General features: G+C 70.6%; 22 protein-coding genes. 17 read left to right on the forward strand and 5 right to left on the reverse strand.

Annotated elements, in window-relative coordinates:
- The first annotated feature begins 31 nt into the window (after window positions 1–31).
- The 10 genes from IFT79_RS06095 (at window position 32) to IFT79_RS06140 (ending at window position 8,750) form a co-directional block, all read left to right on the forward strand.
- A complete protein-coding gene (locus tag IFT79_RS06095) occupies window positions 32–1,480 on the forward strand; it encodes a sugar porter family MFS transporter (RefSeq protein ID WP_056046168.1) in 1,449 nt (482 codons plus the stop codon).
- Window positions 1,481–1,836: 356 nt separating this feature from the next.
- Window positions 1,837–2,784 (forward strand): 30S ribosomal protein S2, encoded by a 948-nt coding sequence (gene rpsB, locus IFT79_RS06100; protein ID WP_056046166.1) that lies wholly within the window; start codon window positions 1,837–1,839, stop codon window positions 2,782–2,784.
- Between the two features lie 44 nt (window positions 2,785–2,828).
- Window positions 2,829–3,656, forward strand: a complete 828-nt coding sequence (gene tsf, locus IFT79_RS06105; protein WP_056046164.1) for a translation elongation factor Ts — start codon at window positions 2,829–2,831, stop codon at window positions 3,654–3,656.
- 151 nt (window positions 3,657–3,807) lie between these two features.
- The gene (gene pyrH, locus IFT79_RS06110; RefSeq protein WP_056046162.1) at window positions 3,808–4,527 is read left to right on the forward strand and encodes a UMP kinase; all 720 of its coding nucleotides are present in this window, start codon (window positions 3,808–3,810) and stop codon (window positions 4,525–4,527) included.
- A 77-nt stretch (window positions 4,528–4,604) separates the two neighbouring features.
- Entirely contained in the window at window positions 4,605–5,123 is a 519-nt protein-coding gene (gene frr / locus IFT79_RS06115; RefSeq protein ID WP_054145670.1) for a ribosome recycling factor, read from the forward strand.
- The gene (locus IFT79_RS06120; protein ID WP_123570341.1) at window positions 5,123–6,121 is read left to right on the forward strand and encodes a phosphatidate cytidylyltransferase; all 999 of its coding nucleotides are present in this window, start codon (window positions 5,123–5,125) and stop codon (window positions 6,119–6,121) included. The genes frr and IFT79_RS06120 overlap by 1 nt, the downstream gene beginning before the upstream one ends.
- A gap of 63 nt (window positions 6,122–6,184) precedes the next feature.
- The gene (locus IFT79_RS06125; RefSeq protein ID WP_056047652.1) at window positions 6,185–6,739 is read left to right on the forward strand and encodes a DivIVA domain-containing protein; all 555 of its coding nucleotides are present in this window, start codon (window positions 6,185–6,187) and stop codon (window positions 6,737–6,739) included.
- A gap of 302 nt (window positions 6,740–7,041) precedes the next feature.
- Window positions 7,042–7,662: an aggregation-promoting factor C-terminal-like domain-containing protein gene (locus tag IFT79_RS06130; RefSeq protein ID WP_056046159.1), complete on the forward strand. Its 621-nt coding sequence runs from the start codon at window positions 7,042–7,044 to the stop codon at window positions 7,660–7,662.
- 48 nt (window positions 7,663–7,710) lie between these two features.
- Entirely contained in the window at window positions 7,711–8,010 is a 300-nt protein-coding gene (locus IFT79_RS06135; RefSeq protein WP_056046157.1) for a hypothetical protein, read from the forward strand.
- Window positions 8,007–8,750 carry an alpha/beta hydrolase gene (locus IFT79_RS06140; RefSeq protein WP_342211782.1) on the forward strand — a complete coding sequence of 248 codons (744 nt, stop codon included), beginning with the start codon at window positions 8,007–8,009 and terminating at the stop codon, window positions 8,748–8,750. The genes IFT79_RS06135 and IFT79_RS06140 overlap by 4 nt, the downstream gene beginning before the upstream one ends.
- Before the next feature lie 67 nt (window positions 8,751–8,817).
- Here IFT79_RS06140 and IFT79_RS06145 read toward each other — a convergent pair whose 3' ends face one another.
- Both IFT79_RS06145 and IFT79_RS06150 read right to left on the reverse strand, forming a co-directional pair.
- Window positions 8,818–9,876: an AI-2E family transporter gene (locus IFT79_RS06145; RefSeq protein WP_123570340.1), complete on the reverse strand. Its 1,059-nt coding sequence runs from the start codon at window positions 9,874–9,876 to the stop codon at window positions 8,818–8,820.
- A gap of 73 nt (window positions 9,877–9,949) precedes the next feature.
- Entirely contained in the window at window positions 9,950–11,833 is a 1,884-nt protein-coding gene (locus IFT79_RS06150; protein ID WP_192123272.1) for a hypothetical protein, read from the reverse strand.
- 241 nt (window positions 11,834–12,074) lie between these two features.
- Here IFT79_RS06150 and IFT79_RS06155 point away from each other — a divergent pair, with 241 nt between their 5' ends.
- Together IFT79_RS06155 and IFT79_RS06160 are read left to right on the forward strand one after the other, a co-directional pair.
- Window positions 12,075–13,877: a hypothetical protein gene (locus tag IFT79_RS06155; protein WP_159826304.1), complete on the forward strand. Its 1,803-nt coding sequence runs from the start codon at window positions 12,075–12,077 to the stop codon at window positions 13,875–13,877.
- Window positions 13,874–14,881 (forward strand): tetratricopeptide repeat protein, encoded by a 1,008-nt coding sequence (locus tag IFT79_RS06160; RefSeq protein ID WP_159826306.1) that lies wholly within the window; start codon window positions 13,874–13,876, stop codon window positions 14,879–14,881. Before IFT79_RS06155 ends, IFT79_RS06160 begins: the two co-directional genes overlap by 4 nt.
- 78 nt (window positions 14,882–14,959) lie before the next feature.
- On the opposite strand, the gene glgB is transcribed toward IFT79_RS06160, so the two are convergent.
- Both glgB and IFT79_RS06170 read right to left on the reverse strand, forming a co-directional pair.
- A complete protein-coding gene (gene glgB / locus IFT79_RS06165; RefSeq protein WP_192123274.1) occupies window positions 14,960–17,140 on the reverse strand; it encodes a 1,4-alpha-glucan branching protein GlgB in 2,181 nt (726 codons plus the stop codon).
- 10 nt (window positions 17,141–17,150) lie between these two features.
- Window positions 17,151–19,151, reverse strand: a complete 2,001-nt coding sequence (locus IFT79_RS06170) for an alpha-1,4-glucan--maltose-1-phosphate maltosyltransferase (RefSeq protein ID WP_307785116.1) — start codon at window positions 19,149–19,151, stop codon at window positions 17,151–17,153.
- A gap of 401 nt (window positions 19,152–19,552) precedes the next feature.
- Here IFT79_RS06170 and IFT79_RS06175 point away from each other — a divergent pair, with 401 nt between their 5' ends.
- The 5 genes from IFT79_RS06175 to IFT79_RS06195 all read left to right on the forward strand — a co-directional run bounded on the left by IFT79_RS06175 (window position 19,553) and on the right by IFT79_RS06195 (window position 23,287).
- Complete coding sequence (locus IFT79_RS06175) at window positions 19,553–20,131, forward strand: alternate-type signal peptide domain-containing protein (RefSeq protein ID WP_192123278.1); 579 nt, start codon at window positions 19,553–19,555, stop codon at window positions 20,129–20,131.
- Between the two features lie 153 nt (window positions 20,132–20,284).
- A complete protein-coding gene (locus IFT79_RS06180) occupies window positions 20,285–20,884 on the forward strand; it encodes a TasA family protein (RefSeq protein ID WP_192123279.1) in 600 nt (199 codons plus the stop codon).
- The gene (locus tag IFT79_RS06185; protein WP_192123280.1) at window positions 20,881–21,786 is read left to right on the forward strand and encodes a hypothetical protein; all 906 of its coding nucleotides are present in this window, start codon (window positions 20,881–20,883) and stop codon (window positions 21,784–21,786) included. Before IFT79_RS06180 ends, IFT79_RS06185 begins: the two co-directional genes overlap by 4 nt.
- Entirely contained in the window at window positions 21,777–22,685 is a 909-nt protein-coding gene (locus IFT79_RS06190; protein ID WP_192123281.1) for a hypothetical protein, read from the forward strand. The genes IFT79_RS06185 and IFT79_RS06190 overlap by 10 nt, the downstream gene beginning before the upstream one ends.
- Window positions 22,682–23,287 carry a signal peptidase I gene (locus IFT79_RS06195; protein WP_342211783.1) on the forward strand — a complete coding sequence of 202 codons (606 nt, stop codon included), beginning with the start codon at window positions 22,682–22,684 and terminating at the stop codon, window positions 23,285–23,287. Before IFT79_RS06190 ends, IFT79_RS06195 begins: the two co-directional genes overlap by 4 nt.
- 30 nt (window positions 23,288–23,317) lie before the next feature.
- Here IFT79_RS06195 and IFT79_RS06200 read toward each other — a convergent pair whose 3' ends face one another.
- On the reverse strand, window positions 23,318–24,991 hold the full coding sequence (locus IFT79_RS06200; protein WP_159826322.1) for an ABC transporter family substrate-binding protein: 1,674 nt from the start codon (window positions 24,989–24,991) through the stop codon (window positions 23,318–23,320).
- Between the last annotated feature and the right edge of the window lie 130 nt (window positions 24,992–25,121).

Genomic DNA, 25,121 nt, shown 5'->3' on the forward strand with positions numbered 1-25,121 from the left:
GCCCTGCTCCTCGAGCCGTGAAGGAGTACAGGTGTCGAACACCACTGCAACGACGAAGAGCTTGAACAGGCGGGTGACCGCGCTGGCCGTGGCGGCGGCCATCGGCGGGTTCCTGTTCGGTTTCGACTCGTCCGTCATCAACGGCGCGGTCCAGTCGATCACCGACGAGTTCGGTCTCACCGAGTTCGCCTCGGGCTTCGCGGTCGCCTCGGCCCTGATCGGTTGTGCCATCGGTGCCTACGTCGCCGGCCGCCTCGCCGACAAGATGGGTCGCATCAAGGTGATGCTGATCGGTGCCGGTCTGTTCCTGATCAGCTCGATCGGTGCGGCCGCGGCCTTCGCCGTCTGGGACCTCGTCCTCTGGCGCGTCATCGGCGGCCTCGGCATCGGCATCGCGTCGGTCATCGCGCCCGCCTACATCAGCGAGGTGTCGCCCAAGGCGATCCGCGGTCGCCTGGCGTCGTTCCAGCAACTCGCCATCACCCTCGGCATCTTCGCCGCCCTGCTGTCGGACCAGCTCTTCGCGGTCACGGCGGGTGGCGCATCCGAGCCGTCGCTCTTCGGCCTCGCCGCGTGGCGCTGGATGTTCCTGGTAGGAATCGTCCCGTCGGTCGTCTACGGCATCCTGGCCTGGCGTCTGCCCGAGTCGCCGCGGTACCTCGCCGGTGACGGACGCGAGGCCGAGGCCAAGAAGGTCCTCCAGACGATCGTCCCGGCAGAGACGGTCGAGACGAGCCTGAAGGAGATCACGGACTCGATCCGCACCGAGGCAGAGCTCGAGAAGAAATCGTCGATCCGCGGCACCCGCTTCGGCCTCCAGCCCATCGTCTGGGTCGGGATCATCCTCGCCGTGCTGCAGCAGTTCGTCGGCATCAACGTGATCTTCTACTACTCGACCACCCTCTGGCAGGCCGTCGGCTTCCAGGAAGAGGACTCGTTCCTCATCTCGACCATCACCGCGGTCGTCAACGTCGCGGTCACGTTCATCGCGATCGGGCTCGTCGACAAGGTCGGCCGTCGGCCCATGCTGCTCACCGGATCCATCGGCATGTTCGTCAGCCTCGCCGTCACCGCCCTGGCCTTCAGCCAGGCGACCACTTCGGCGAGCGGCGACCCGTCGCTGCCCGGCGCCTGGGGCCCCGTGGCCCTCGTCGCGGCCAACCTCTTCGTCGTGTCGTTCGGTGCCACGTGGGGCCCGCTCATGTGGGTGCTGCTCGGCGAGATGTTCCCCAACAGCATCCGTGCCACGGCACTCGGCGTGGGCAGCATGGCCAACTGGATCGCCAACTTCATCGTGACGGTGTCGTTCCCCACCCTCGCCGCACTCAGCCTCACGCTGTCGTACGGCATCTTCGCGTTCTTTGCGCTCGTGTCGTTCTTCTTCGTGCTGGCGAAGATCCCCGAGACGAAGGGGCGCTCGCTCGAGGAGATGGGCACCTCGGCCGTCCAGGCCGATGCGGGGCGGTCGGCGAAGGCCTGAGCCCGACACGATCCACGAACGTCCCGTCCAGATCCTGGGCGGGACGTTCGTGCACGTCGGGGTCCCCGCCCGGGGTCGACCTCCACCTCACCGGGCCCGTGGTGGTGCTAACATGAGCGATGCAGCCTGCTCAGCAGGCTGACTTCGCGTGCCCTGTGCGTCCCCGGACGCACCGACGTCGAGGCGACCTGGTCGCCTCGCGCCGCTCCCGGCCTCCACGTCCATTCGGTCCGAACCGCCTCACGGTGGGCTCGGCGGACGTGTGCCCGGGCACCAGGCAGTGGCGACCGACCGGTCGCCCGACAACCGACAAGCAGGCGCACCCGCGGGTGCGCCCAGAAACAAGGAGAACGACCATGGCCGTCGTCACCATCCGCCAGCTGCTCGACAGCGGCGTCCACTTCGGACACCAGACCCGCCGCTGGAACCCGAAGGTGAAGCGCTTCATCCTCGCCGAGCGCTCGGGCATCCACATCATCGACCTGCAGCAGTCGCTCGGCTACATCGACAAGGCGTACGACTTCGTCAAGGAGACCGTCGCCCACGGCGGCACCATCCTCTTCGTCGGCACGAAGAAGCAGGCCCAGGGTTCCATCGCCGAGCAGGCGAACCGCGTCGGCCAGCCCTTCGTCAACCAGCGTTGGCTCGGTGGCCTCCTGACCAACTTCCAGACGGTCTCGAAGCGCCTCGCCCGCATGAAAGAGCTCGAGGACATCGACTTCGACGACACCACGCAGGGCTTCACCAAAAAAGAGCTGCTGATCAAGAAGCGTGAGCTCGACAAGCTCCACAAGACGCTCGGCGGAATCCGCAACCTCACCAAGACGCCGTCCGCCCTCTGGGTCGTCGACACCAAGAAAGAGCACCTCGCGATCGACGAGGCCAAGAAGCTGGGCATCCCGGTCATCGGCATCCTCGACACGAACTGCGACCCCGACGAGATCAACTTCCCGATCCCGGGCAACGACGACGCCATCCGTTCCGTCGGCCTGCTGACGCGCATCGTCGCCGACGCTGCCGCCGAGGGTCTGGTGCAGCGTCACCAGAAGCCCGAGGACGCCGACCAGCCCGTCGAGCCCATGGCCGAATGGGAGGCCGAGCTGCTCGCGCAGGGCGAGGCCAAGGCCGCCGACGCCGCCGCCGAGGCACCTGCTGCCGAGGCCCCCGTCGCCGAGGCCCCCGTCGAGGAGAACGACGCCGACGCACAGGTCGCCGCGAAGCCCCTGGGCGAGCCGGTCGTCGAGCCCGTCGCCGAGGCGACCGAGGCCACCGCGGCCGAGCCGGCCGACGCCGACTCGAAGTAGTCCTCTCCTTCACCCTTCCGACTCCACGAAAGGAAGTCAGACACATGGCCAACTACACCATCGCTGACGTCAAGATCCTCCGTGACCGCCTCGGCGCGGGCATGGTCGACAGCAAGAACGCCCTCGAAGAAGCCGACGGCGACATCGAGAAGGCCGTCGAGATCCTCCGCGTCAAGGGACTGAAGGGCGTCGCCAAGCGCGAGGGCCGTCAGACCACCGCGGGTCTCGTCGCCGCCAAGCCTGGTTCGGGGTACGCCACGCTGATCGAGCTCGCCAGCGAGACCGACTTCGTCGCGAAGAACGAGAAGTTCGTCGCCTTGGCCGACCAGGTCCTCGAGGCGGTGCACGCGGGCGGAGCCTCCAGTGCCGCCGAGGGCAACGCCGCCGCGATCGGCGGCCAGACCGTCGAGGCCTTCGTCAACGACGAGGCCGCGCTCATGGGCGAGAAGGTCGAACTGCGCACCGTCAACCGCATCGAGGGCGAGCAGTTCGCCATCTACCTGCACAAGACCTCGAAGGACCTGCCCCCGCAGGTCGGCGTGGTCGTGGGCTACACGGGTGACGACGCCGAGACCGCTCGGTCGATCGCTCAGCACATCGCCTTCGCCGCGCCGACGTACCTGTCGCGCGACGACGTGCCGACCGAGCAGGTCGACAAGGAGCGAGCCATCGTCGAGGAGACCGCGAAGAACGAGGGCAAGCCGGAAGCGGCCCTGCCCAAGATCATCGAGGGACGCCTCACCGGCTTCTTCAAGGAGATCGCCCTGCTCGACCAGGCCTACGCGAAGGACAACAAGTTGTCCGTCGCCAAGGTGGTCGCCGAGGCCGGACTGACGATCACGGGCTTCGCCCGCATCAAGGTCGGCGCCTAGACAGCACCGTGACGGGGTCCGAGACGAACGTGTCTCGGACCCCGTTCCCATGCCCGGCCGAGGTGACGACGTCGGGTGCATCATCGGCGACGGACGGCGACCAGCCCGAACTCGCTAACCTGGCTACGGCCACGACGAGACGGAGACTCGCATGACATCGGAAACGACCGGACGACGACGCGTCCTGCTGAAGCTCTCGGGTGAGGCCTTCGGCGGCGGCCAGCTCGGCGTGAACCCCGACGTGGTCGGCTCCATCGCCCGTGAGATCGCCGACGCGGCGACCGACGTCGAGATCGCCATCGTGGTCGGTGGCGGCAACTTCTTCCGCGGTGCCGAACTCAGTCAGCGCGGCATGGACCGGGGAAGGGCCGACTACATGGGCATGCTCGGCACCGTCATGAACGCCCTCGCCCTCCAGGACTTCCTCGAGCAGGCCGGCGCTGCGACCCGCGTCCAGTCCGCCATCGCGATGACCCAGGTCGCCGAGCCGTACATCCCCCGTCGCGCCGAGCGGCACCTCGAGAAGGGGCGCGTCGTCATCTTCGGTGCCGGCGCCGGCCTGCCGTACTTCTCGACCGACACCGTCTCGGCCCAGCGAGCCCTCGAGATCGGGGCCTCCGAGGTGCTCGTCGCCAAGAACGGCGTGGACGGCGTCTACTCGGCCGACCCCCGACACGACCCGTCGGCGGTCAAGCTCGACCAGCTCACGTACCAAGAGGCGCTGATGCAGGGGCTCAAGGTCGTCGACTCGACCGCCTTCAGTCTCTGCATGGACAACGGCATGCCCATGCACGTGTTCGGCATGGAAGGCGAGGGCAACATCGCCCGCGCCATCCGCGGCGAACGCATCGGAACAATCGTCAGCAACTAGACGACTAAACTCGACCGCGAACCGAACAAGGAGCACCAGTGGCGATCAACGACGTACTCACCGAGACGCGCGAGAAGATGGACAAGGCGCTCGACGCCGCCAAGAACGACTTCGGGACGGTGCGCACCGGCCGCATCAACCCGGCTCTGTTCCAGAAGATCCCGATCGACTACTACGGGACCCCGACCCCGCTGGCCCAGCTCGCCTCGCTGCAGGTGCCCGAGGCGCGCACCATGATCGTCACCCCCTACGACAAGACGGCCCTCAAAGAGATCGAGAAGGCCATCGCGACCTTCCCGAACCTGGGGGCCAACCCGACGAACGACGGCACGATCGTCCGCGTCACCATCCCCGAGCTGACGCAAGAGCGTCGCAAGGAGTTCGTCAAGCTCGTGCGCAGCAAGGGCGAGGACGCCAAGGTGCAGGTTCGCAACGTCCGTCGCAAGTCGAAAGAGGCGCTCGACGCCCAGAAGACCGAGGTCGGCGACGACGAGGTCGCTCGTGCCGAGAAAGAGCTCGAGTCGATCACCAAGGGGTACATCGACTCCATCGACGACGCGTTGAAGAAGAAAGAAGCGGAGCTGCTCGAGGTCTGATGAGACAGCGACCCGACGGCGCCGGCCCCGACGACTCGTCACCGGCTCAGAAGAGCACTCTCGGTAGTCGCCGGGCCGACTTCGACGCTCGAGCGCAAGCGGCCCGCCACGACATCGAGAACCAACTGCGGGCAGGCAAGGCGCGCCTCGACTCGCGCAACGAGAAGTTGACGGCGCGCACCGGTCGCAACCTGCCGGCCGCCATCGCCGTGGGTGTCCTGCTCGGGGCCGCGGTCTTGTTGAGCCTGATCTTCGTCAAGGCGTTCTTCATCATCGTGGCGGCGGCCCTGATCGGTTCGTTGTGCTTCGAGCTCGCCAGTGCCCTGCGCTTCGCCGGGCGCGACGTGCCCCGCCTCCCGAGCGTCCTCGCCGGCGTGGCCGTGGTCCCCGCGGCCTTCTTCGGCGGAGCCGGCGGCCAGTGGGCCGCTCTGGTGGGCGGCATCGTCGTCGTCTCCGTGTGGCGCCTCGTCGAGACGGCCCGTCCGTCGCACCGAGCCGGCGCCTCCGCGCTGGGTCGTGATCTCGGTGCCGGTGCGTTCGTCCAGATCTACTGCTCGTTCCTCGGCAGCTTCATGGCCCTCATGGCTGCTCGACCCGACGGCCAGTGGTGGACCCTGTCGGCTCTCATCGTCGTGATCGCGGTCGACACCGGTGCCTACGCGACCGGCCTGAACTTCGGCAAGCACCCGATGGCGCCCCGCATCAGTCCCAAGAAGACCTGGGAGGGCTTCGCCGGTTCGGTGGCCGCCAGCCTCATCGCGGCCGTGCTGTTGTCCGTCTTCCTGCTCGACGAGCCGTGGTGGTTCGGTCTCGTCTTCGGTGGCGTCATCATCGTGACCGCCACCATCGGCGATCTGTCCGAATCCCTCATCAAGCGCGACCTGGGCATCAAAGACATCAGCACCTGGCTTCCCGGGCACGGCGGGTTCCTCGACCGGCTCGACAGCACGTTGCCCTCGGCCGCCGCGGCCTACGCCCTGTACCTCCTCTTCGCGTGACGCCCGTCCGCCGGTACTGACCGGCCGCGCGTCCAGCGGCTTGCCATCGGCCCATGCGGCATGATGGTGGCCGTGAGCAGCACATTCCCGATCGTTCCCAAGGGCAAGCGGGGTTACGACGTCGACGAGGTCGACGCGTTCCTGGTCGAGGCCCGGAAGGCCTACGCCGGCGAGACCGGCCTCGGCATCGACTCCGCCCGCATCCGACGCACGGCCTTCGGGTTGACCAAGAACGGGTACTCGACGGCACACGTCGACGCCGCGCTCGAACGTCTCGAGGACGCCTTCGCCAGTCGGGAGCGCGAACGGGCCGTCTCGTCGGGCGCCGAGTCGACCTGGTTCTCGACCGCGCGCTCCGGGGCGGAAGACATCGTGGCCCGTCTCGAGCGACCGCAGGGCCACCGCTTCGACAGGGTGGGCATCCTCACGACCGGCTACCACCCGCGAGACGTCGACCGCCTCACCCGGCGGCTGCACGGCTACTTCACCGACGGCCGCCCCCTCAGCATCGACGACGTCCGGGCTTCGGTCTTCCGGGCGAAGCGCGGCGGTTACCGCGAGAGCCAGGTCGACCTGGTGCTCGACACGGTGGTCGACGTCATGCTGGCCGTCCGCTGACGGTCACGGCCGGGCCTCTCCTCTTCCCCCGAGCCTCCGACACGCTGACGGGTCGTCCCTGGCCCTCCGGCGTCCCATCGGTTACCCTGGACGGACTCATGGGCAGGCACGCAGCGAATCCGACCCCCGGTCCCTCTCGACGAGAGCACCCGGCCGCGGTCGAACGACCCTCGACCCGCCGGCGCATCCGCGTGCCGGCCTCGCAGAGCGTCGTGCGACGCCCCGCAGCCGGCTCCCTCGCGTTCACCGGTCCCGTCCGCGATGCCGTACCGGCCGCTCGTCGAACCGGATTCCCTCGACGGGTGGCAATTCCCCTCGTCGGTTTCTGTGCGTCGTTCGCCTTCGTGTCGGCCTCGCTCGTCAACCCCTTGGCCGGTGCCGAGGCCGCGACGACCGTTCCGGGCGCTGCGTCGGTGCTGACGGCCCCCGGTCAGACCCTCACGGTCGCCGGTGCCGCCGTGACCGTCGCCGACCGGGACGCCTACGGCGTGACCGAGTACGTGCCGCCGCCGCCCCCGCCCGTCGTGGTGGCCGAGACCGAGAAGCCCGCGGCCCCGTCGGGTGCGACGTCCGGCTCTGCCAAGAAGTCGTCGTCTGCTCCCGTGGCGGGTACCCCTGACCCGGGCAGCGCGAAGGCCGTCGCCGCCGAACTCGTGGCCGCTCGCGGCTGGGGTTCCGACCAGTACGACTGCCTGGTGTCGCTGTGGCAGAAAGAGTCGAGCTGGAACGTCTACGCGTCCAACCGGTCGAGTGGTGCCTACGGCATTCCCCAGGCCCTGCCGGGTAGCAAGATGGGCTCCGTCGGTGCCGACTGGCAGACCAACCCCGCCACGCAGATCACGTGGGGGCTGAACTACATCGGCGGCCGCTACGGCAACCCCTGTGGCGCCTGGGCCCATTCCGTCGCCAACAACTGGTACTGATCCGTCGCACGGCCCTCGACCTCGGGGGCCGTTGCTACGCTGGTCGTCATGCCCCGCAGCAACCGCTCCCGTCGCTCGCGCGACCGGCGTGACGCCGACGAGGCCTACGACGTCACCCGAGCGTCGTTCGGCGGCTTGACGGTCGAGACCAAACACGGGCGTTCGTTCAACGTCCAGTCGGTCTCGGCGACGTCGGCCGTCAAAGAGTACGTCTGCCCCGGCTGCTCCTTGGGCATCGCTCCCGCGACGCCGCACGTCGTGGCCTGGCGTGCCGACGGGCTGTTCGGTGCCGAGGACGACCTGGCGGCCCGCCGCCATTGGCACACCCACTGCTGGAGGATCTCGTGACGACCCCCGACGCCGACGCTCTCGAGATCCGCGGGGGCGTCCTGCTGCCCGCGCGCCGCGAGGACGTCGAACTGCACACCGGCGACGGTCTGACCCTGGTGGGCGAGCTGAGCCTCCCGGCGGACCGCGAGCCCGTCGGCACGATCGTCGCGCTGCACCCTCTGCCCACCGCCGGCGGGTTCATGGACTCCCACGTCATCAGGAAGGCCGCGGCCCGTCTTCCGGCCCTGGCCGACCTCGCCGTGCTCAGGTTCAACTTCCGCGGGGTGTCGTCTCCGCGAGGTCGGTCCGAGGGCGAGTTCGGCGAGGGGGTAGCCGAAGCGGCCGACCTCGCCGCCGCCGTGGCCTTCGTGGACGATCGCGGTCTGCCCACCCCGTGGTTGGTGGGTTGGTCGTTCGGCACCGAAGTCGCCTTGAAGCACGGCCTCGACGTCGAGGTGGCCGGCGTCGTGCTGCTGTCCCCACCACTGCACCGCACGTCCGACGCCGAACTCGGGGCGTGGCACGACTCCGGGCGGCCCGTGGTGGCCGTCGTGCCCGAGTTCGACGACTACCTGCGTCCCGACGAGGCGCGACGTCGCTTCGCCCTCGTTCCCGAGGCCGAGGTGGTCGCCGTCGAGGGAGGCAAGCACCTCTGGGTCGGCGAGAAGCAGACCAGTCGCGTGCTGACCGAGATCGTCCGTCGGGTCGCGCCCGGTGCCCTGCCGCTGCCGTCCACCTGGCCGCCCCGCGCCTCCTGACGGTGCCTCCGCCGGACGGCGGACTGTCCACCACGCCGGGCTCGGAGCGACCGGGGCGTGGCGCGTCTCAGAGCTGGTTCTGGCGTGGCACGTAGACCTCGCGGATGATCAGCAGGATCGACGCGGCGACGGGGATGGCGATGAGTGCGCCGAGCACTCCCAGCAGGGTGCCACCGACGAGGGCCGCGATGACGACGATCACGCCCGGGACGCGGACCGCCCGCCGCATGATGCGCGGGCTCAGCAGGTAGGCCTCGACCTGCATGTAGACCAGGTAGTAGACGGCTGTCGTCACCCAGGTGGCCGGTGATTGGGGCAACAGCGCGATCTGCGCCAGCACGATGATCGCCGAACCGCTGATGGTGCCGACGAGGGGGATGATCGACCCCAGGAACGCGATGAACGCGAAGACCGCCGGCTGTTGGGCTCCGATGATGGTGAGGAACACGAAGCTCAGGATGCCGTTGAGCGCCGCGAGCGTGAACTGGCCGATGACGTACCGACCCACCGATTGGCTGATCTGTTCGGAGATGTCGACGAACGTGGCCCGCTTCGAGGCCGGGACGAGCTGGTAGAGCGCGCGCTTGACGCTGTTGATCGACGAGGTGAAGTAGATCGTCAGGATGACCACGACGATCGTGCCGAAGAGGCCGTTGCCGATCGCGACGCCGACGGCGAGGACCCCGCCGCCGATCGTGACGACGTTGTCGGGGTTGGTCAGGAAGTCGACGATGGAGTCGAGCGCGTCCTGCACGTCGAAGACGTTCTGGGGGACGAGTTCTTGCAGGTTGTCGACGAACTGCTGGGTGGTGACGCTCTGCAGGTACGACGTCAGCGCCTGGATGAGGCTCGTGGTCTGTTGCACGATGACGGGCACGATCGCGAAGACGACGCCCACGAAGGCGCCCACCACGGCCACGAGGACGATCACGATGGCGATGCCCCTGGGCACCCGGCGCTTCTCGAGCCACGAGACGACCGGGTCGAGCCCCAGCGAGATGAACAAGGCCGCGCCCACGTAGGTCAGGATCGTCGAGAGCTGCCCGACGGCGCCCCCGATGACGAGGGCGACGAGCACTCCCAGCCCCGCGAGCAGACCGATGCGGAACGGGTTGTGGATCTTCACGGGCGGGCTCCTGTCGACGGCACGGGCCGGTCGAGGTCACGGCGGCACCGACTGCCCGACACGGCCTGTCGCCCTACTCTGACGTACCGCCGCCGACTTGTCCGATCATGCCACGCAGGTTCTCGAAGTACTCCGCGACGGCGTCGCGTTCGGCCGTGATCTCGGCCAGGCGTTCTTCGGCGTCACCGATGAGGTCGTCGGCCCGCTGCTGGGCGTCGGCCAGGATCGACCGCGAGCGTTCGTCGGCGTTGGTGAGCACGTCGTGGGCCGTCTCGTCGGCGTCCGTCCGGGTGGTGCGGGCGTACTCGAGCGCGGTGCGTTCGAGGTCGTCGGCCTCGCGCCGGACCTCGGTGGCGCGACGGGTGGCCTCGGCGAGCTGCTCGGCCGCCGCGTCGAGCAGCTCCTGGGTCTCGGCGACGGCGTGCTGGTGTCGCTGCGTGAGCTCGACCTCCGCCTCGTCGCGACGGGCCAGCAGTTCGACCTCGAGGTCGGCGCGCCCCTGGTCGACGTCGCGGCGCAGGTCGGCGACGGCCCGTTCGCGGTCGGCCTCGAGCCCGGCTCGGACCCGGACGTCGTCGGCGGCCAGGCGGGCGCGCTGGGCCTCGGTCTCGTCCGCCAGGGCGGCGCGGGCCTCGGCGGCCTCGGCGGCGAGTTCGGCGCGTGCCTGCTCGATCTCGGTCGCGAGTTCGGCCCGCCGGTCGGCGTCCTCGCGGGCGAGACGGTCGGCCTGCGCCTCGCTCTCGCGGGTGAGGCGCTCGTCGGTCTCGACGGTGATGCGCGCGATGCGTTCGCGTGACGTGGTCTCGGCGAGGTCGAGTTCGTCGCGGCGGCGCCGGGTCTCGCGGTCGAGCTCGGTGCGGGCGTCGCCGACCTCTTTCTCGAGTTCGGCACGGGCCTGTGCGATCTCGGCCGCGAGGCGGTCACGACCGGTCGCGATCTCGCGCTCGAGCTCGACCCGGGTGGATTCGACCTCGTCGGTGAGGTCGGCACGGGTGGCGTCGACGTCGCGGGCGAGGAGCGCGCGGGTCTCGGCGACCTCGTGGGCGAGCTCGGCACGGGCCGCGGCGACGTCGCGTTCGAGTTCGGCGCGCTGGGCCGCGACGTCGTCGGCCAGCTCGGCGCGGGCGGCCGTGATCTCGCGGTCGAGTTCGGCGCGGCGGGCACCGACCTCGGCGTCGAGGTCGGCGCGGGTGGTCTCGTCGAGGCGGGCCAGCTCGGCGCGGACGGTGACGCCCTCGCGCTCGAGGTCGGCGCGCTGCCGCCCGGAGTCGCTCTCGAAGACGGCTCGGGCCTCGCGCGTGTCGGCGGCGAGGGTGTCGGCCTCGTCGCGGGCCTCGGCGAGGTCGCGGGCGACGGCGGCCCGCTGCTCGGCGACCTCGTGCTCGACCTCGGCACGCAGCGCGGCTGCTTCGCGTCGAGCCGTCGAGACGTTCTGGGCCGCCTCGGTGGCGGCCGAGCCGCGGATCGAGATGGCGTCGCGCTGGGCCTCTTGCAGCAGGTCGCGTGCTTCGGCCTTGGCGCGTGCGACCAGACGGTCGGCGTCGGCGGTGGACTCGGCGACCTGCGCCGCGGCGCGGCCCCGGGCGTCGTCGAGCACGGACGTGGCCCGTTCGCTCGCGTCGTCCAGCAGGCGCTTCGCCTCGGCCGTCGAGGACGAGCGCAGGGCCTCGGCGTCGATGTCGGCCTGGCTGATCACCAGGGTGGACTGCTGTTCGGCCAGACGCAGGGTCTGCTCGAGCTTGCTGCCGAGACCGGAGTACGTGGGGGTGCCGGCCTCTTCGAGCTCGGCACGGATCTCGTCCACCCGCTGCTGGAGGAACGCGACCTCGCTCGCCCGGTCGGCCCGGTCGGCGTTGGCCTTGATGAGCTCCCGCCGCAGGTCGCCGAGCACCCGGTCGACCTCGTCCTTGCGGTAGCCCCGGAGTTCGATGCCGAAATCGGCTTCGTCAGCAGCCACGGTGTCTCCTTCGATGCAGGGTTCGGACCAGGGGAGCGCGGCCCGCGACACGATGCTAGTGGGAGGCCCTCGACGGACCCCGATCCACGGGTTAGGTGCCTCTCAGCCTCGTCGGATACGCTGAGCCGTCTTAAATTCTGCTGCCGCGCCCGGCCCCCTGGCCAGGCTCGTGCGAGGCCCGTCGTCGACCACGACGGTTCCTGGCGCCCCGACCGGGATGGTGGCTCGGAGGGAGAGAAACGTGCGTTTCATCGTCGCAGTCGTCGTCGTCGTCCTGGCGGCGGTGATGGTGGCGTTGGGCTTCGCCCAGCGCACCGTCTTCGCACCGCCGCCGAGCGTGTCGTCCCAGGTCGACACCGCCGACTCCGACGCGACCGTCACGGTCGTCCCGGCCTCGGCGCTGCACGGCCGCGACGGGCGTCAGACGGTCTCGGTGTCGGGCGGCGACACCGCCTTCGCCGCCTACGGCCGCACGTCGGACGTCCTCGGGTGGGTCGGCGACGCCAGCTACAACGAGGTCGAGTACGACGAGGCGTCCGGTCGGCTCGTCAGCCGCACGATCGCGGGCGACACCACCGAGGTGCCCGACCCGACCGACTCCGACCTCTGGTTCGACCAGTTCGCGGGCAACGACCTCACCTTCTCGCTCGACGCGCCCGACGACGTCTCCCTCGTCATCGTCTCGGACGGCACTCAGCCCGCCCCGTCCGACGTCCGCATCACCTGGCCGCTCTCGACCGCGACGCCCCTGGCCGGGCCGCTGATCGTCGGTGGGCTCGTGGTCCTGCTGATCGGCATCGGCCTGTACGTCTGGGCGATCCTGCACCACCGCCGGACGCGCGGCCCCCGTCGGCGCTCGGGTGACGGGAAACGACCCCGCCTGTCGCGTCGGGCCGGTCGCAAGGCGGTCAAGGCGCTCGACGCCGCCGGCACCGAGACCCTGGCGCCCGGCCGTGGTCGTGCCCGCGGCATCCGTCGGTTCGTCGCCGTGGCGCCGATCGTGCTGGTCTCCTCGCTCGCCCTGTCGGCGTGCACCGCCGACTACTGGCCGCAGCAGGCGCCGGCGGCGGGTTCCGACTCGTCCACCCCGACCCCGACGCCCACCTCGACCGACGGCACGGACTCCGGCGACCAGGGCAACGCGCTGCAGCCCCCGGTGATCAGCGTTGCCCAGGCCAAGCGCATCGTCGAACGCATCTCGGCCACGGCGACCGAGGCCGACGCCTCGCTGAACGCCGACCTCGCCGCCACCCGTTTCACGGGTCCGGCCCTCGAGCAGCGTCAGGCGAACTACACGATCCGTTCCAAGGACGCCGCCGCCGCCGCGCCCCTGGCGATCCCCACCGGCACCGTCACGCTGACGCTGCCGCAGCAGGCCGACTCGTGGCCGCGCTCGGCGTTCGTCGTCGTGCAGGACGCCGACGCGAGCGTGGCGCCCGTCGCCCTCACCCTCGAGCAAGAGAGCGCCCGCGACCCGTACAAGGTCGAGTACGCGGTCAGCCTGCAGACGCAGACCCCGTTGACCGTCGCCCCCGCCTCGATCGGCGCCGCCCGGCTCTCGCCCGACGTCAAGCTGCTCACGCTGCAGCCCGACCAGCTGGCCGAGGCCTACGGCGACATCCTGCGCAACGGCGACGAGAGCCAGTACGCCGCCCAGTTCCAGACCGAGGGCGACACGCTGCGCGAGAAGATCGGCAAGGCCTACAAGGACGCGAAGCGTGCGGCCCTGCCCACCACGGCGTCCATCGACTACACGTCCCAGGCCGACGACGAGACCCCCGTCGCCTTCGCCACGAACGACGCCGGTGCCATCGTCTCGGTCGCGCTGAACGAGATCGAGACCGTCAAGCCGACGGCCACGGGTGCCAAGGTCAATCCCGAGGGCACCGTCAAGACCCTGCTGGGGCTCGACGAGTCGTCGAAGGGCATCGAGGCGACCTACGGCGTCGAGCTCTTGTTCTCCGTCCCGCCCGTCGGCAGCGACGACCCCATCGTCCTGCTCGGTTTCAGCCAGGCCCTCACCTCTGCCAAGGAGCTGCCATGACCAACCTCCCTCCCGTCCCCGCCGGTCTCCGCGGCGCCGTCGACCTCTCGTCGCTCGTCAACCGTCCGCCGGCCCCCGCCCCGGCGGGTCCGTCCGCGGGGGCGCCCGTCGACGGCGCGCCCGCGGGAGGCGCGGGTGGCGTCCCGGCCCCGTCCGCCGGTCAGATCGCGGTGCCGGGCCTCGTGCTCGACGCCACCGACGCCACCTTCACGCAGGTCCTCGAGATCAGCAACACCGTCCCCGTGATCGTCGACCTGTGGGCGGAGTGGTGCGGCCCGTGTAAGCAGCTGTCGCCCGTCCTCGACAAGCTGGTCGCCGAGTACGCCGGCCGCCTGCTGCTCGTCAAGGTCGACGTCGACGCCAACCCCCAGCTGACGCAGGCCTTCCAGGCGCAGTCGATCCCGGCGGTCGCCGCCGTGATCGGCGGTCGTCCCGTCCAGCTCTTCGTCGGGGCCCTGCCCGAGGCCCAGGTCCGCGACGTCTTCGAGCAGGTGCTCGAGCTGGCCGCGCAGAACGGCGTCACCGGCACGGCGGTCGTCGACGGCGCCCCGGTGGGCGAGGCCGACGAGGTCGAGCCCGAGCCGGAACCGCTGCCCCCGCACCACCAGGACGCCTACGACGCGATCGACCGGGGCGACTACGCCGCGGCCATCACGGCCTACAAGACCGCCATCGCGCAGGACCCTCGTGACCAGCTCGCCGTGGCGGGCCTCGCCCAGGTCTCGCTGCTCGAGCGACTGCAGGGCGCGTCGCTGGCCGACGTCCGTGCGGCGGCCGCGGCTGCGCCCACCGACCTCGACGCCCAGCTCGCCGTGGCCGACCTCGACCTCAGCGGGGGGCACATCGACGACGCCTTCGACCGCGTGCTGACCGTGTTCCCGTCGCTCGACCCCCACGGCCGTGACGCCGCCCGGGCCCGCCTGCTCGAGTACTTCGAGATCGTCGGGGTGGACGACCCCCGGGTGGCGACCGCCCGTCGTCGTCTGGCGATGCTGCTGTACTGAGCCGCGCCTCCTGCACGGACGACGGAACCCCCGCGACCCGGAAGGGGCGCGGGGGTTCCGTCGTGTGCCGGCGTCGGATCAGCGGCGCAGCTTCAGCCAGACGACCCCGAGCGGCGGCAGCTGGACGTCGGCGGCCGCGGGTCGACCGGCCCAGGGCTCGTCGGTGGCGGTGACTCCGCCGAAGTTGCCCACGCCCGAACCGCCGTAGACCTCGGCGTCGGTGTTGAGGATCTCGTCCCAGCGACCGGCCTCGGGCAGACCGAAGCGCATGTGCACCGGTTCACCCGAGAAGTTCGCCAGGACGGCGATCGACTCGCCCGAGCCGGACTTGCGCATGAAGGCCACGACGCTGTGCTGCGCGGCACCGCCGTCGATCCACTCGAAGCCGTCGGTGTCGAAGTCGTGCGCCCACAGAGCGGGCTCGTCGCGGTAGACCTCGTTGAGGCGGGCCACCAGGCCGTGGAGCCCCTGGTGGGCGGGCTGGTCGAGGATCCACCAGTCGAGCCCTCGTTCTTCGCTCCACTCGCCGGGCTGACCGAACTCGCTGCCCATGAAGAGCAGCTGTTTACCGGGGTGGCCCCACATGTAGGCGAGGTAGGCCCGCACGTTGGCGAGCTTCTGCCACTCGTCGCCGGGCATCTTGTTGAGCAGGGACCCCTTGCCGTGCACGACTTCGTCGTGGCTGATCGGCAGCATGAAGTTCTCGCTGAACGCGTAGACGAACGAGAACGTGATCTCGCCGTGGTGGTGCGAGCGGTAGAGCGGGTCCTCGGCGACGTAGCCGAGGGTGTCGTGCATCCAGCCCATGTTCCACTTGAGGCCGAAGCCGAGGCCGCCCTCGCTGGTCGGGCGGGTGACGCCGGGCCAGCTCGTGCTCTCTTCGGCGATCATGACGATGCCGGGGTGGCGCTTGTACGCCGTCGCGTTCGCCTCTTGCAAGAAGCTGATCGCCTCGAGGTTCTCGCGCCCGCCGAACTCGTTCGGCAGCCACTCGCCCTCGTTGCGGCTGTAGTCGAGGTAGAGCATCGAGGCGACGGCGTCGACGCGCAGCCCGTCGATGTGGAACTCCTCGAGCCAGTAGAGCGCGTTCGAGACGAGGAAGTTGCGCACCTGCGAGTCGCCGAAGTTGAAGACCAGCGTGCCCCAGTCGGGCTGCTCGCCGCGGCGGGGGTCGGAGTGCTCGTAGACGGCGCGACCGTCGAACTTCGCGAGGGCCCACTCGTCCTTCGGAAAGTGCCCGGGCACCCAGTCCATGATGACGCCGATCCCGGCCTGGTGCAGGCGGTCGATCAGGTAACGCAGGTCGTCCGGGCTGCCGAAGCGGCTGGTCACGGCGTAGTAACCGGTGACCTGGTAGCCCCAGGAGCCGCCGAAGGGGTGCTCGGCGAGCGGCATGAACTCGACGTGGGTGAACCCGAGCTCGCCGACGTACTCGATGAGCTGGTCGGCGAGTTCGCGGTAGTTCAGGCCCGGCCGCCAGGAGCCGACGTGCAGCTCGTACACGCTCATCGGTCCGGAGTGGACGTCGTTCTCGGCCCGGGCGGTCATCCAGGCGTCGTCGGCCCAGGCGTGGGCGGCCTTCGTGACGACGGACCCGGTGAGCGGCGGCACCTCGGAGGTGCGCGCCATGGGGTCGGCGCGCTCGACCCAGACGTCGTCGGGCGTGAGCACCTCGTACTTGTAGATCCCGTCCGTGACGCCGGGCACGAAGAGCTCCCAGACGCCGTTGCCGTCGAGGCGGCGCATCGCGTGCCGCTCGCCGTCCCAGCCGTTGAGGTCCCCCTTGACGCGGACGGCGCGGGCGTGCGGCGCCCAGACGGCGAAGGAGGTGCCGGTCACGCCCTCGTGCTCGCGGACGTGGCTGCCGAGCATCTTCCAGAGCTGCTCGTGGCGCCCCTCTCCGAAGAGGTACAGGTCGAACTCGGTGACGGTGGGGGTGAAGCGGTAGGGGTCGTCCGAGACCCACGCCGCGCCTCCTTCGTAGGTCGCCTGGACGGTGTAGGCGCCCACGGGCTCGTTCGTGACGCCCTGCCAGAGGCCGTGGGCCACGTGCTCGAGGGCGAAGGACGACCCGGAGGCGCCGGTCACGGTGACGGTGTCGGCCAGCGGTCGGACGACGCGGACGGCGGTGCGACCGCCGCGGGGGTGGGCACCCAGGACGGCGTGCGGGTGGCCGTGGGTGCCGTTGGCGGCCGAGAAGACCTCGTCGTCGCCCAGGGCGAAGGAGGTGTCGGGCTCGGTCGGGGGAGTGGTGGTCATCGGGTCGCTCCTACGGGGCTCGGTTGAGGTCGACGGAGAGGACGTGCACCGGTTCGACGAAGGCGTCCAGTCGGACGTAGTTGTCGTCGCCCCAGGTCCACGACTGACCGGTGATCAGGTCGCGGACGGTGTAGGTGCCACCGGGCTGCAGGCCGAACTTCGTGACGTCGAGGTGGACGGTCGTCTCGCGCGCCGAGTGCGGGTCGACGTTGGCGACGACGATGATGCCGTCGGCGCGTCCGCTGCGGGTGTGCGCACGGGACAGGTACTTCGAGAACACGAGGATCGACTCGTCGTCGCTCGAGTGGATCTCGAGGTTGCGCAGCTGGCGCAGGGCCGGGTGGGAGGCGCGGATGCGGTTGAGCTGCGTCAGGTACGGCGCCAGCGAGGCCCCCGCCTCTTCGGCGGCGGCCCAGTCACGGGGCTTGTACTCGTACTTCTCGTTGTCGATGTTCTCTTCGCTGCCCGGGCGGGCGACGTCCTCGAAGAGCTCGTAGCCCGAGTAGACGCCCCAGGTCGGCGAAGCCGTCGCGGCGATAGCGGCACGGATCTTGTAGGCCGCGGGACCGCCGAACTGCAGGTAGGGGGTCAGGATGTCGTGCGTGTTGACGAAGAAGTTCGGGCGCAGCCAGGCGCTCGTCTCCTTCGACAGCTCGTCGAGGTACTCCTCGAGCTCCCACTTCTCGTTGCGCCAGGTGAAGTACGTGTACGACTGGTGGAACCCCACCTGCGCCAACGCCTGCATCATGGCCGGCTTCGTGAACGCCTCGGAGAGGAAGACCACCTCGGGGTTCGTCTGTCGGATCTCGTGCAGCAGCCACTCCCAGAAGCGCACGGGCTTCGTGTGCGGGTTGTCGACCCGGAAGATCGTGACGCCGAGTTCGATCCAGTGACGGACGATGCGCAGCACCTCGCGGCTGACGCCCTCGTAGTCGTTGTCGAAGTTCAGGGGGTAGATGTCCTGGTACTTCTTGGGCGGGTTCTCGGCGTAGGCGATCGTCCCGTCGGGCAGGGTCGTGAACCACTCGGGGTGCTCGGTGACCCAGGGGTGGTCGGGCGAGCACTGCAGGGCCAGGTCGAGCGCGAGCTCGAGACCGGCGTTCTTCGCCGCGTCGACGAACCAGCGGAAGTCGGCGACCGTGCCGAGGTCGGGGTGCACCGCGTCGTGCCCGCCGTCGGGCGAACCGATCGCGTAGGGCGACCCGGGATCGTTCGGCCCCGCGGTCAGCGTGTTGTTCGGGCCCTTGCGGAAGGTCGTCCCGATCGGGTGCACGGGCGGGATGTACACGACGTCGAAGCCCATGCGAGCGATCGAGGGCAGGCGGCGGGCCGCGGTGCGGAACGTGCCGCTCTTCCAGGTGCCGTCGGCCTGCTTGCGGGCGCCCTCGCTGCGGGGGAAGAACTCGTACCAGCTGCCGAGGCCGGCGCGGCTGCGTTCGACGCGGAGCGCCTCGGGGGCGCTGCGCGTGACGAGGCTCGCGAGCGGCGTGACCAGGAGGACCGCGGCGAGGCGCGGATCGGTGGCGACGCGGAGCCGCGAGGCGGGGGAGAGGGCGGGGTTCGCGAGGGCCTTGGCCGCGTCGCGGATCAGGGTCGTGTCGGGGTGGTTCTCGACGGCCTCGGTCAGCAGTCGACTGCCGAGGGCGAACGTGACCTCGACGTCGAGACCGGCCGGGACCTTGATCTCGGCCGCGTGCAGCCACGTGGCCCAGTCGTCGGTGTAGGCCTCGACCTGCCAGGTCCAGTCGCCCTCGACCTCGAGCTGCACCTGGGCCGTCCACCGGTCGGTGCCGGGGATGCCGGCGACCATGCGGTGTCGGGTCTCGGCGCCCTCGGGGTCGATCGTGACGAGGTCGGCCCCGATCAGGTCGTGACCCTCGCGGAAGACGGTCGCCCCGAAGGTGACCACCTCGCCGGAGAAGGCCTTCGTCGGGAACACTCGGTCGGGGGTCGTCGGGGTGAGGCCCGTGATGGGGATCCGCCCGACTCTGGGTTCGTATGCTGTCGCCACGTTGTCGACCGTACCCGGTCTGGCCCGCCCGGTCCCGGCCCGGGGCCCCGCAGGGCCGACGGTCGCGGATCGGGGTGCGGAAGAGGCGTTTCGGGGTACAAAAACGTGTCCGCCCTGTCGCCGACAGACACTCCGGTCCGTTTTGTCCCCCCAACTGGGTGCATGCATCGGCATGAATCCCCTGTCGGCACTTTGGGGGACCGCGTAATGTCGATCCTGTCGTCGCGGCCTGCCCGCCCGAAGAACCCGAACTCCTCGAGAGCCCGGCGCCCGACGACACCGATCGGCCGCCCGACCCGGAGCCGACAGCCCCTGCAGCGCCGTGCGCCACCCCGAAGTCGACCCGACCGACGGCGCACGGCGGTGCTCGAGCGCGCCTCGGCGCGCGGAACAGGACCGACATGAACAAGCTCGTCACGGGTGCCGTCTCCGGTGCCGCCGGCATCGCCCTCCTCCTCGGCGGCGCCGGGACCTTCGCCCTCTGGAACGCCAGCACCGAGGTCAACGCCGCCAGCGTCGCCTCGGGCACGCTCTCGCTCACCCAGTCGTCGGCGGGCAGTTGGACCGACGTGACGAACGGTCGCAGCACCGCCCTCACAGCCGCCCAGGTCGCCGCCTACAAGATCGTCCCGGGCACCAAGCTGCAGTTCACGCAGCCGATCACCATCGCCGCCTCGGGCGCCGACCTGCGCGCCGACCTGACCTACGACGCGGCCTCGGTCACGGGCAGCCTCAAGCCGTACGTGACCAACACGGTGGCCCTCTCGACGGCCGCCGGCGGCACGACCCTGCCCTCGGGCGTGACCGCGGGCAGCACGGCCGGCAGCTACGTCGTGGCTCCCGTCTCCGCGGGCAGCACCTCGGCCGTCGTGACCTTCGTCGTCGAGCTGCCCTCGACGGTGTCCGACGCCGCCAGCCAGGGCGGCACGCTCGACCTGAGCAAGCTGACCTTCACGCTGAAGCAGCGCGCCATCGCGTAGCGGGTGTCGGCGGCCCGACGGCCACCGCACCCCGTCACCCACCGGCGAACGGGCCGCACCCGACGCGGTCCGGTCGCCCCCTTCCGTCCGTCCGTCCCGCCCAGGGACCCACGGGCCGCCGCATCGCACGATCGACCACCAGGGGGTGAGACGTTGACCGGACCGTCCCGCGGACGCGCGCGTCACCGCTCGGTCGAGCGCGCCTCCTCGTCCCGCCGTCCGCTCCGCTCGCTGTGGGCGGCGACCGCCGTCGTGGCCGGCGCGGTCACCGTCGCCCTCGTGGCGACCGGGGGGACCTACGCGCTGTGGAACTCCTCCGTCGAGCCGACGGCCGTCACGGTCGGGTCGGGGACGGCGGGCCTCTCGGTCGGCGCCGTCAAGGCCCTCGACACGTCCGCGCTCGGCCCCGGCGGCGCGACCGCGGGGACGTTCACCGCGACCAACACGGGGTCGGTCGACCTGGCCATGCGGGCGTCGGCCGGGACCACCACGGCGTCCGCGTCCGCCCTGCCCGGCGAGCTGACCGTCAGGCTCGCCGCCGTGGCGAGGGCCGCGGACTGCGTCGTCGGCGTCGGCGGCTACTCCGCCCGGCCCGCCGCGTTCGACACGGGGAGCGGGTACTTCACGTTGCCGGCCGGAGTCACCGTCACCGGCTGCGTCGTCGTCACGCTCGACTCGGACGTCCCGGCGACCCTGCAGAACCAGACCTCGTCGATCGGGCTCGTCCTGACCGGGACGCAGGTGGCCCCGTGAGCGGGCGCCGGCCCCGGACGACCACGCGATCGACGTTGGCCGCCGTCGTCGTGGGCGTGATCGTCGGTGTGGCCCTGGCCTCGGGAGGCGCGGCGTCCGCCCTCTGGACGGCGTCCGCCACCGTCACCGAACAGGTCAGGACCGGCGCCGTCGGCCTCACGGCCGGCACCCTCGACGCCCTGCAGGCCGACTACGCCGGATCGACCAGGTCGCTCACGGCGCCCTGGACGTTCACGAACTCGGGGACGGTCGCGGCGTCCTACTCGACGAGCGGCAGCCTGAGCTCGGGCAGCTCCGCCGCCCTCGCCGCGTCGATCGCCGTCGTCGCGTGGCCGGTGACCGCCGCGTCCGCGTGCACGTCGACGACCGCCGTCGGCCCGGGCAGCGTCAGCGGCACCTGGTCCGCCGTGCCGAACCTCACCGGGACGTTGGCGAGCAAGGCCGCCGCGACCTGGTGCCTCCGCACCTCGATCGCGACGTCCTCTCCCACCGGGCGCGTGAACCCGGTCCTCACGGTGTCGCTCGCCTCCGGGTCGTGGGCCGCCACGCCGCAGGACCGCCGGATCGTCCAGAACAACACGATCGTCCCCCCGCAGACGGCGGTCTGCCGCACCGACGGCGAGGCCTACGCCTGGCTCGACTTCGACCCGTCGACCCGGGCGACCGCGACCCGGTACGCGACCTACGTCGGCGGCACCCGGATCTCGAACGACGAGCGGACCGGCGACTACCCGCACTTCGCGTTCACCCGCGACAACCTGCCCAGGGACCCCTTCGGCGACGGCCCGATCCACGTCGACATCCGCGTGATGGTCGACGGGCAGCCGACCGACCTCATGGCCGTCGGCACGGTCACGGTGGTCTACGACCAGTACGGCACGAGGAACATCCAGTGCGGGTGACCGGCGGTCGGGCGGTCGCGGTCGTCGTCGCCGTCGCGGCGGTCGTCCTGGGCCCCGGCGTCGTCTCGGCCGCGGCTCCCGCCACGGCCTCGACCGCGCCCCGCCTCATGGTGAGCGACGACGGCCGGCACTGGCAGGGTCGCCTCGACTCCGCTCTCTTCGGCGACGGGCTGCGGCTCGTCCCCGGGGCAGGCACGACGGGCACCTTCTTCGTCAAGAACCTCTCGAGCGAGCCCGCCGTGCTCAGCGCCCGCCTCGTCGACGTCACGACCTCGTCGCCCGCGTTCGCCGAGGCGGTCACGGTCCGCTCGCACTCCGACCTCGACGTCGGCGACCTGCCGCCCGTCACCCTGTCCGGCGACGGGTGCACCCCCGTGCTCGCGCCGGTCCGCCTCGCCGCCGGGCAGGAGGCCCCGGTCACCGTCTCGGTCGACCTCGACGCCTCCGCCGCCGCGGGCACCGGTGACCAGACCCTGGACTTCGCCGTGCTCGTCACGCTCACGGGGCTGGCCGGGTCGGCCGTGCCGGCGGGCTGCGCGTCGGCCGGGACCGCCGGCGCGGCGGACCCCGCCGAGACGAGCACAGGAGGCGCGGGAGGCGACCGTGCCTCGAGCGCGACGATCGAGGCGGTGGCGACCCGCGCCTCCTCGGCCGGTGCGGCCGGCGGGACGGCGGCCTCCGTCGGCGACGGCGCCTCGGGCGGGGCCGCCGACGGGTCGGGCGCGGACACCGAGCTGCCCGTCCACTCCCTTGACGTGCTCGACGACTTCGTGCCGGAGCCCTTGCGGGGCAGTTGGCTGCCGCTGCTGATCGCGGCGATCGCGGTGTTGTCGGGCGCGTTCGTGGCGGTCGGACGCCGTCGCCCGGACGAGGTCGACCCCTCGGGGGAGCAGCCGTGAGCGGCCGCCGAGCCGCCGTGAGCGGTCGCCGCGCCGCCGTGCGCGAGAAGGGGCTGCTGCACGCTCTCGGCCTCGGCCTCAGTGCGGGGCTGTTCGTGCTCGTGCTCGGCCTCGCGACCGTGTTGGTCGTCGTGCCGAAGGTCGCGGGGGCGACGCCCCTGACCGTGTTGACCAGTTCGATGGAGCCGCGGCTGCCCCCGGGCACGCTGATCGTGGTGAAGCCGACCCCGACCGACGAGATCCGGATCGGTGACGTCGTGACCTACCAGATCGAGAGCGGCCGCCCCGAGGTGATCAGTCACCGGGTGACCGAGATCGTGTCGTCGTCGGACGGCGGCACGGCGTTCGTCACCCAGGGCGACAACAACTCCGAGCCCGACGAGGCGCTCGTGCTGCCCGAACAGGTCCGCGGGACGCTGTGGTACTCGGTGCCGTGGCTCGGCTTCGTCAACCAGGTCGTGAACGGCGACGCCCGGTCGTGGATCGTGCCGCTGCTGGCGATCGCTCTGCTCGGCTACGCGGGCTACTCGGTGGCCGCCGGCCTCGTGGAGGCGCAGCGACGGCGGGCGGGGACGCGGAAGGCCCGCCCGGCCCCGCGCTGAGCGGGGGCCGGACGGGCCCGGGGGAGGCGTCTACTTCGTGAAGCCGACGACCGTCCAGTCCACGTCGCTGGCACCGGCGCGGGCGCCGAAGTTCGCGAGCTCGGGGCTCTGGAACGAGATGTACGGCGCCTGGATGATCGGCATCGAGTGCCCGATCTCCCAGATCTTCTCGTCGGCCTGGTTGTACAGGTCGGCAGCCTTCTCGGGGTCGCCCTCGGCCACTGCCTGGCTGAGCAGGTCGTCGATCTCGGGGCTCGAGACGCGACCGTAGTTCTGGCCCTGCTCGTCCGAGTTGTAGATGCTGACGCCGGACGCCTGGTAGCCGGTGCCGGCCCAGACGAAGATCGTCATGTCGTAGTTGCCCGGGGTGACGTTGTCCTCGAAGAACGAGTCGACGCTGACGGCGTTGATCGTCAGCTTGATGCCGACCGCGGCGAGCTGGCTCTGCATGACCTCGGACAGCTGCTGCGAGATGGGCGTGCCGGACGGGATCGTCACGGCGATCTCGAGCTGCTTCCCGTCCTTCTCGAGCACGTCGCCGTTCAGCTCCCACCCGTCGTCGGCCAGGATCTTCTTCGCCTCGTCGACGTCGTAGTTCCCGGTCTCCTTCGCGTTGTCCTGGTAGGCGCCGTCGGTGCTGAGGAACAGGTGGTTGTTCAGCGTGGTCAGCTCGTAGGGCAGGGTGCCCGTGATGACCTTGCCGAGCGCCTCGCGGTCGACCGCGTGCTGGATCGCCTGACGGATCTTCTCGTCGGCGAGCACGCCCTTCGTGCTGAAGTCGACGTGCGTGTAGCGAGCCGACGGTGCCGCCCGGATGTCGGTGTCCTTCGCGTCCTTCAGGCGGTCGTAGCGCTCCGACGAGTTGCCCGTGACGAAGTCGATCTCACCGTTCAGGTAGGCGTCGACGTCGGCGTCGCTGTCGAGGGCGCGGAAGACCACCGAGTCCAGCTTCGGCGCGTCGCCCCACCAGGTCTCGTTGGGCACGATCGTGACCGTCTGGGCGGTCGTGTCGATCTTCTCGACCTCGTAGGGGCCGCCCGAGACGGGCAGGGTGTCGACGTAGGCCGTGTTGAAGGCGTTCGGGTCGTTGTAGAGGCTCGCCGGGTAGAGCGGCGCGAACATGCTCTTCCAGTCCGAGAACGGCTCGGCGTAGGTCACGACGACCTGTTTGTCGCTCGAGCCCGCCTCGACGGAGGCCATGCGGTCGGGGCCGAGGGTGCTGCCGACGAGGTACTCGGGGTTCGAGCCGTCGAGTGCGGTCTTCCAGGCCTGGAAGTCGGCGACCGTGATCGGGGTGCCGTCGTTCCACACCGCGTCGGGGTTGATGTCGTAGGTCACGACCAGCGGGTCCTCGCTGGTGGCCTCGGCACTCGTGACGAGGTTCTCGTCGATCTGCGCGACGCCCTTCTCGTCGATGCGGAACGGCTGGGGCAGCACGGCGCTCTCGATCAGCGAGGCGTCGGCCAGGGCGCCGTCGAGCTGGCCGTAGTTCCACTGCGAGGGCAGCTGGCTGAGCGGCAGGGTCAGCGTCCCGCCCTGCTCGACATCGGCCGCCGCCGTGGCGTTGATGTCGCCGTCGGGGGACAACTGGCCGTTCTTCGCGGCTCCGTCGCCGTCGTTGCCGCCGCCACCGCTGCACGCCGTGACGACGAGAGCGATGCTGACGAGGCCGGCCGCGAGGCCGAGCTTCTTCGTGATCTTCATGGCACTCCGAACTGAAGGGTGGTGAAAAGTGCTGATCAGACGGGATGCTGCATCGTCGTCGACTCGTGCGGGCACGCGTCGCGACACCTCCCGAGAGCTGACCGCGTGTGCCCAAATGTACGGACGCCTT

Source organism: Frigoribacterium sp. CFBP 8759, from assembly GCF_014841655.1.
GTDB lineage: Bacteria > Actinomycetota > Actinomycetes > Actinomycetales > Microbacteriaceae > Frigoribacterium.

What these genes read in the sequence shown, in the direction of transcription:
- pyrH (WP_056046162.1), top strand. Translation starts at nt 3,808, where the DNA reads ATGACATCGGAAACGACCGGACGACGACGCGTCCTGCTGAAGCTCTCG.
- IFT79_RS06160 (WP_159826306.1), top strand. Translation starts at nt 13,874, where the DNA reads ATGACCAACCTCCCTCCCGTCCCCGCCGGTCTCCGCGGCGCCGTCGAC.
- IFT79_RS06135 (WP_056046157.1), top strand. Translation starts at nt 7,711, where the DNA reads ATGCCCCGCAGCAACCGCTCCCGTCGCTCGCGCGACCGGCGTGACGCC.
- tsf (WP_056046164.1), top strand. Translation starts at nt 2,829, where the DNA reads ATGGCCAACTACACCATCGCTGACGTCAAGATCCTCCGTGACCGCCTC.
- IFT79_RS06120 (WP_123570341.1), top strand. Translation starts at nt 5,123, where the DNA reads ATGAGACAGCGACCCGACGGCGCCGGCCCCGACGACTCGTCACCGGCT.
- frr (WP_054145670.1), top strand. Translation starts at nt 4,605, where the DNA reads ATGGACAAGGCGCTCGACGCCGCCAAGAACGACTTCGGGACGGTGCGC.
- IFT79_RS06175 (WP_192123278.1), top strand. Translation starts at nt 19,553, where the DNA reads ATGAACAAGCTCGTCACGGGTGCCGTCTCCGGTGCCGCCGGCATCGCC.
- glgB (WP_192123274.1), bottom strand. Translation starts at nt 17,140, where the DNA reads ATGACCACCACTCCCCCGACCGAGCCCGACACCTCCTTCGCCCTGGGC.
- IFT79_RS06200 (WP_159826322.1), bottom strand. Translation starts at nt 24,991, where the DNA reads ATGAAGATCACGAAGAAGCTCGGCCTCGCGGCCGGCCTCGTCAGCATC.
- rpsB (WP_056046166.1), top strand. Translation starts at nt 1,837, where the DNA reads ATGGCCGTCGTCACCATCCGCCAGCTGCTCGACAGCGGCGTCCACTTC.
- IFT79_RS06125 (WP_056047652.1), top strand. Translation starts at nt 6,185, where the DNA reads ATGGTGGCCGTGAGCAGCACATTCCCGATCGTTCCCAAGGGCAAGCGG.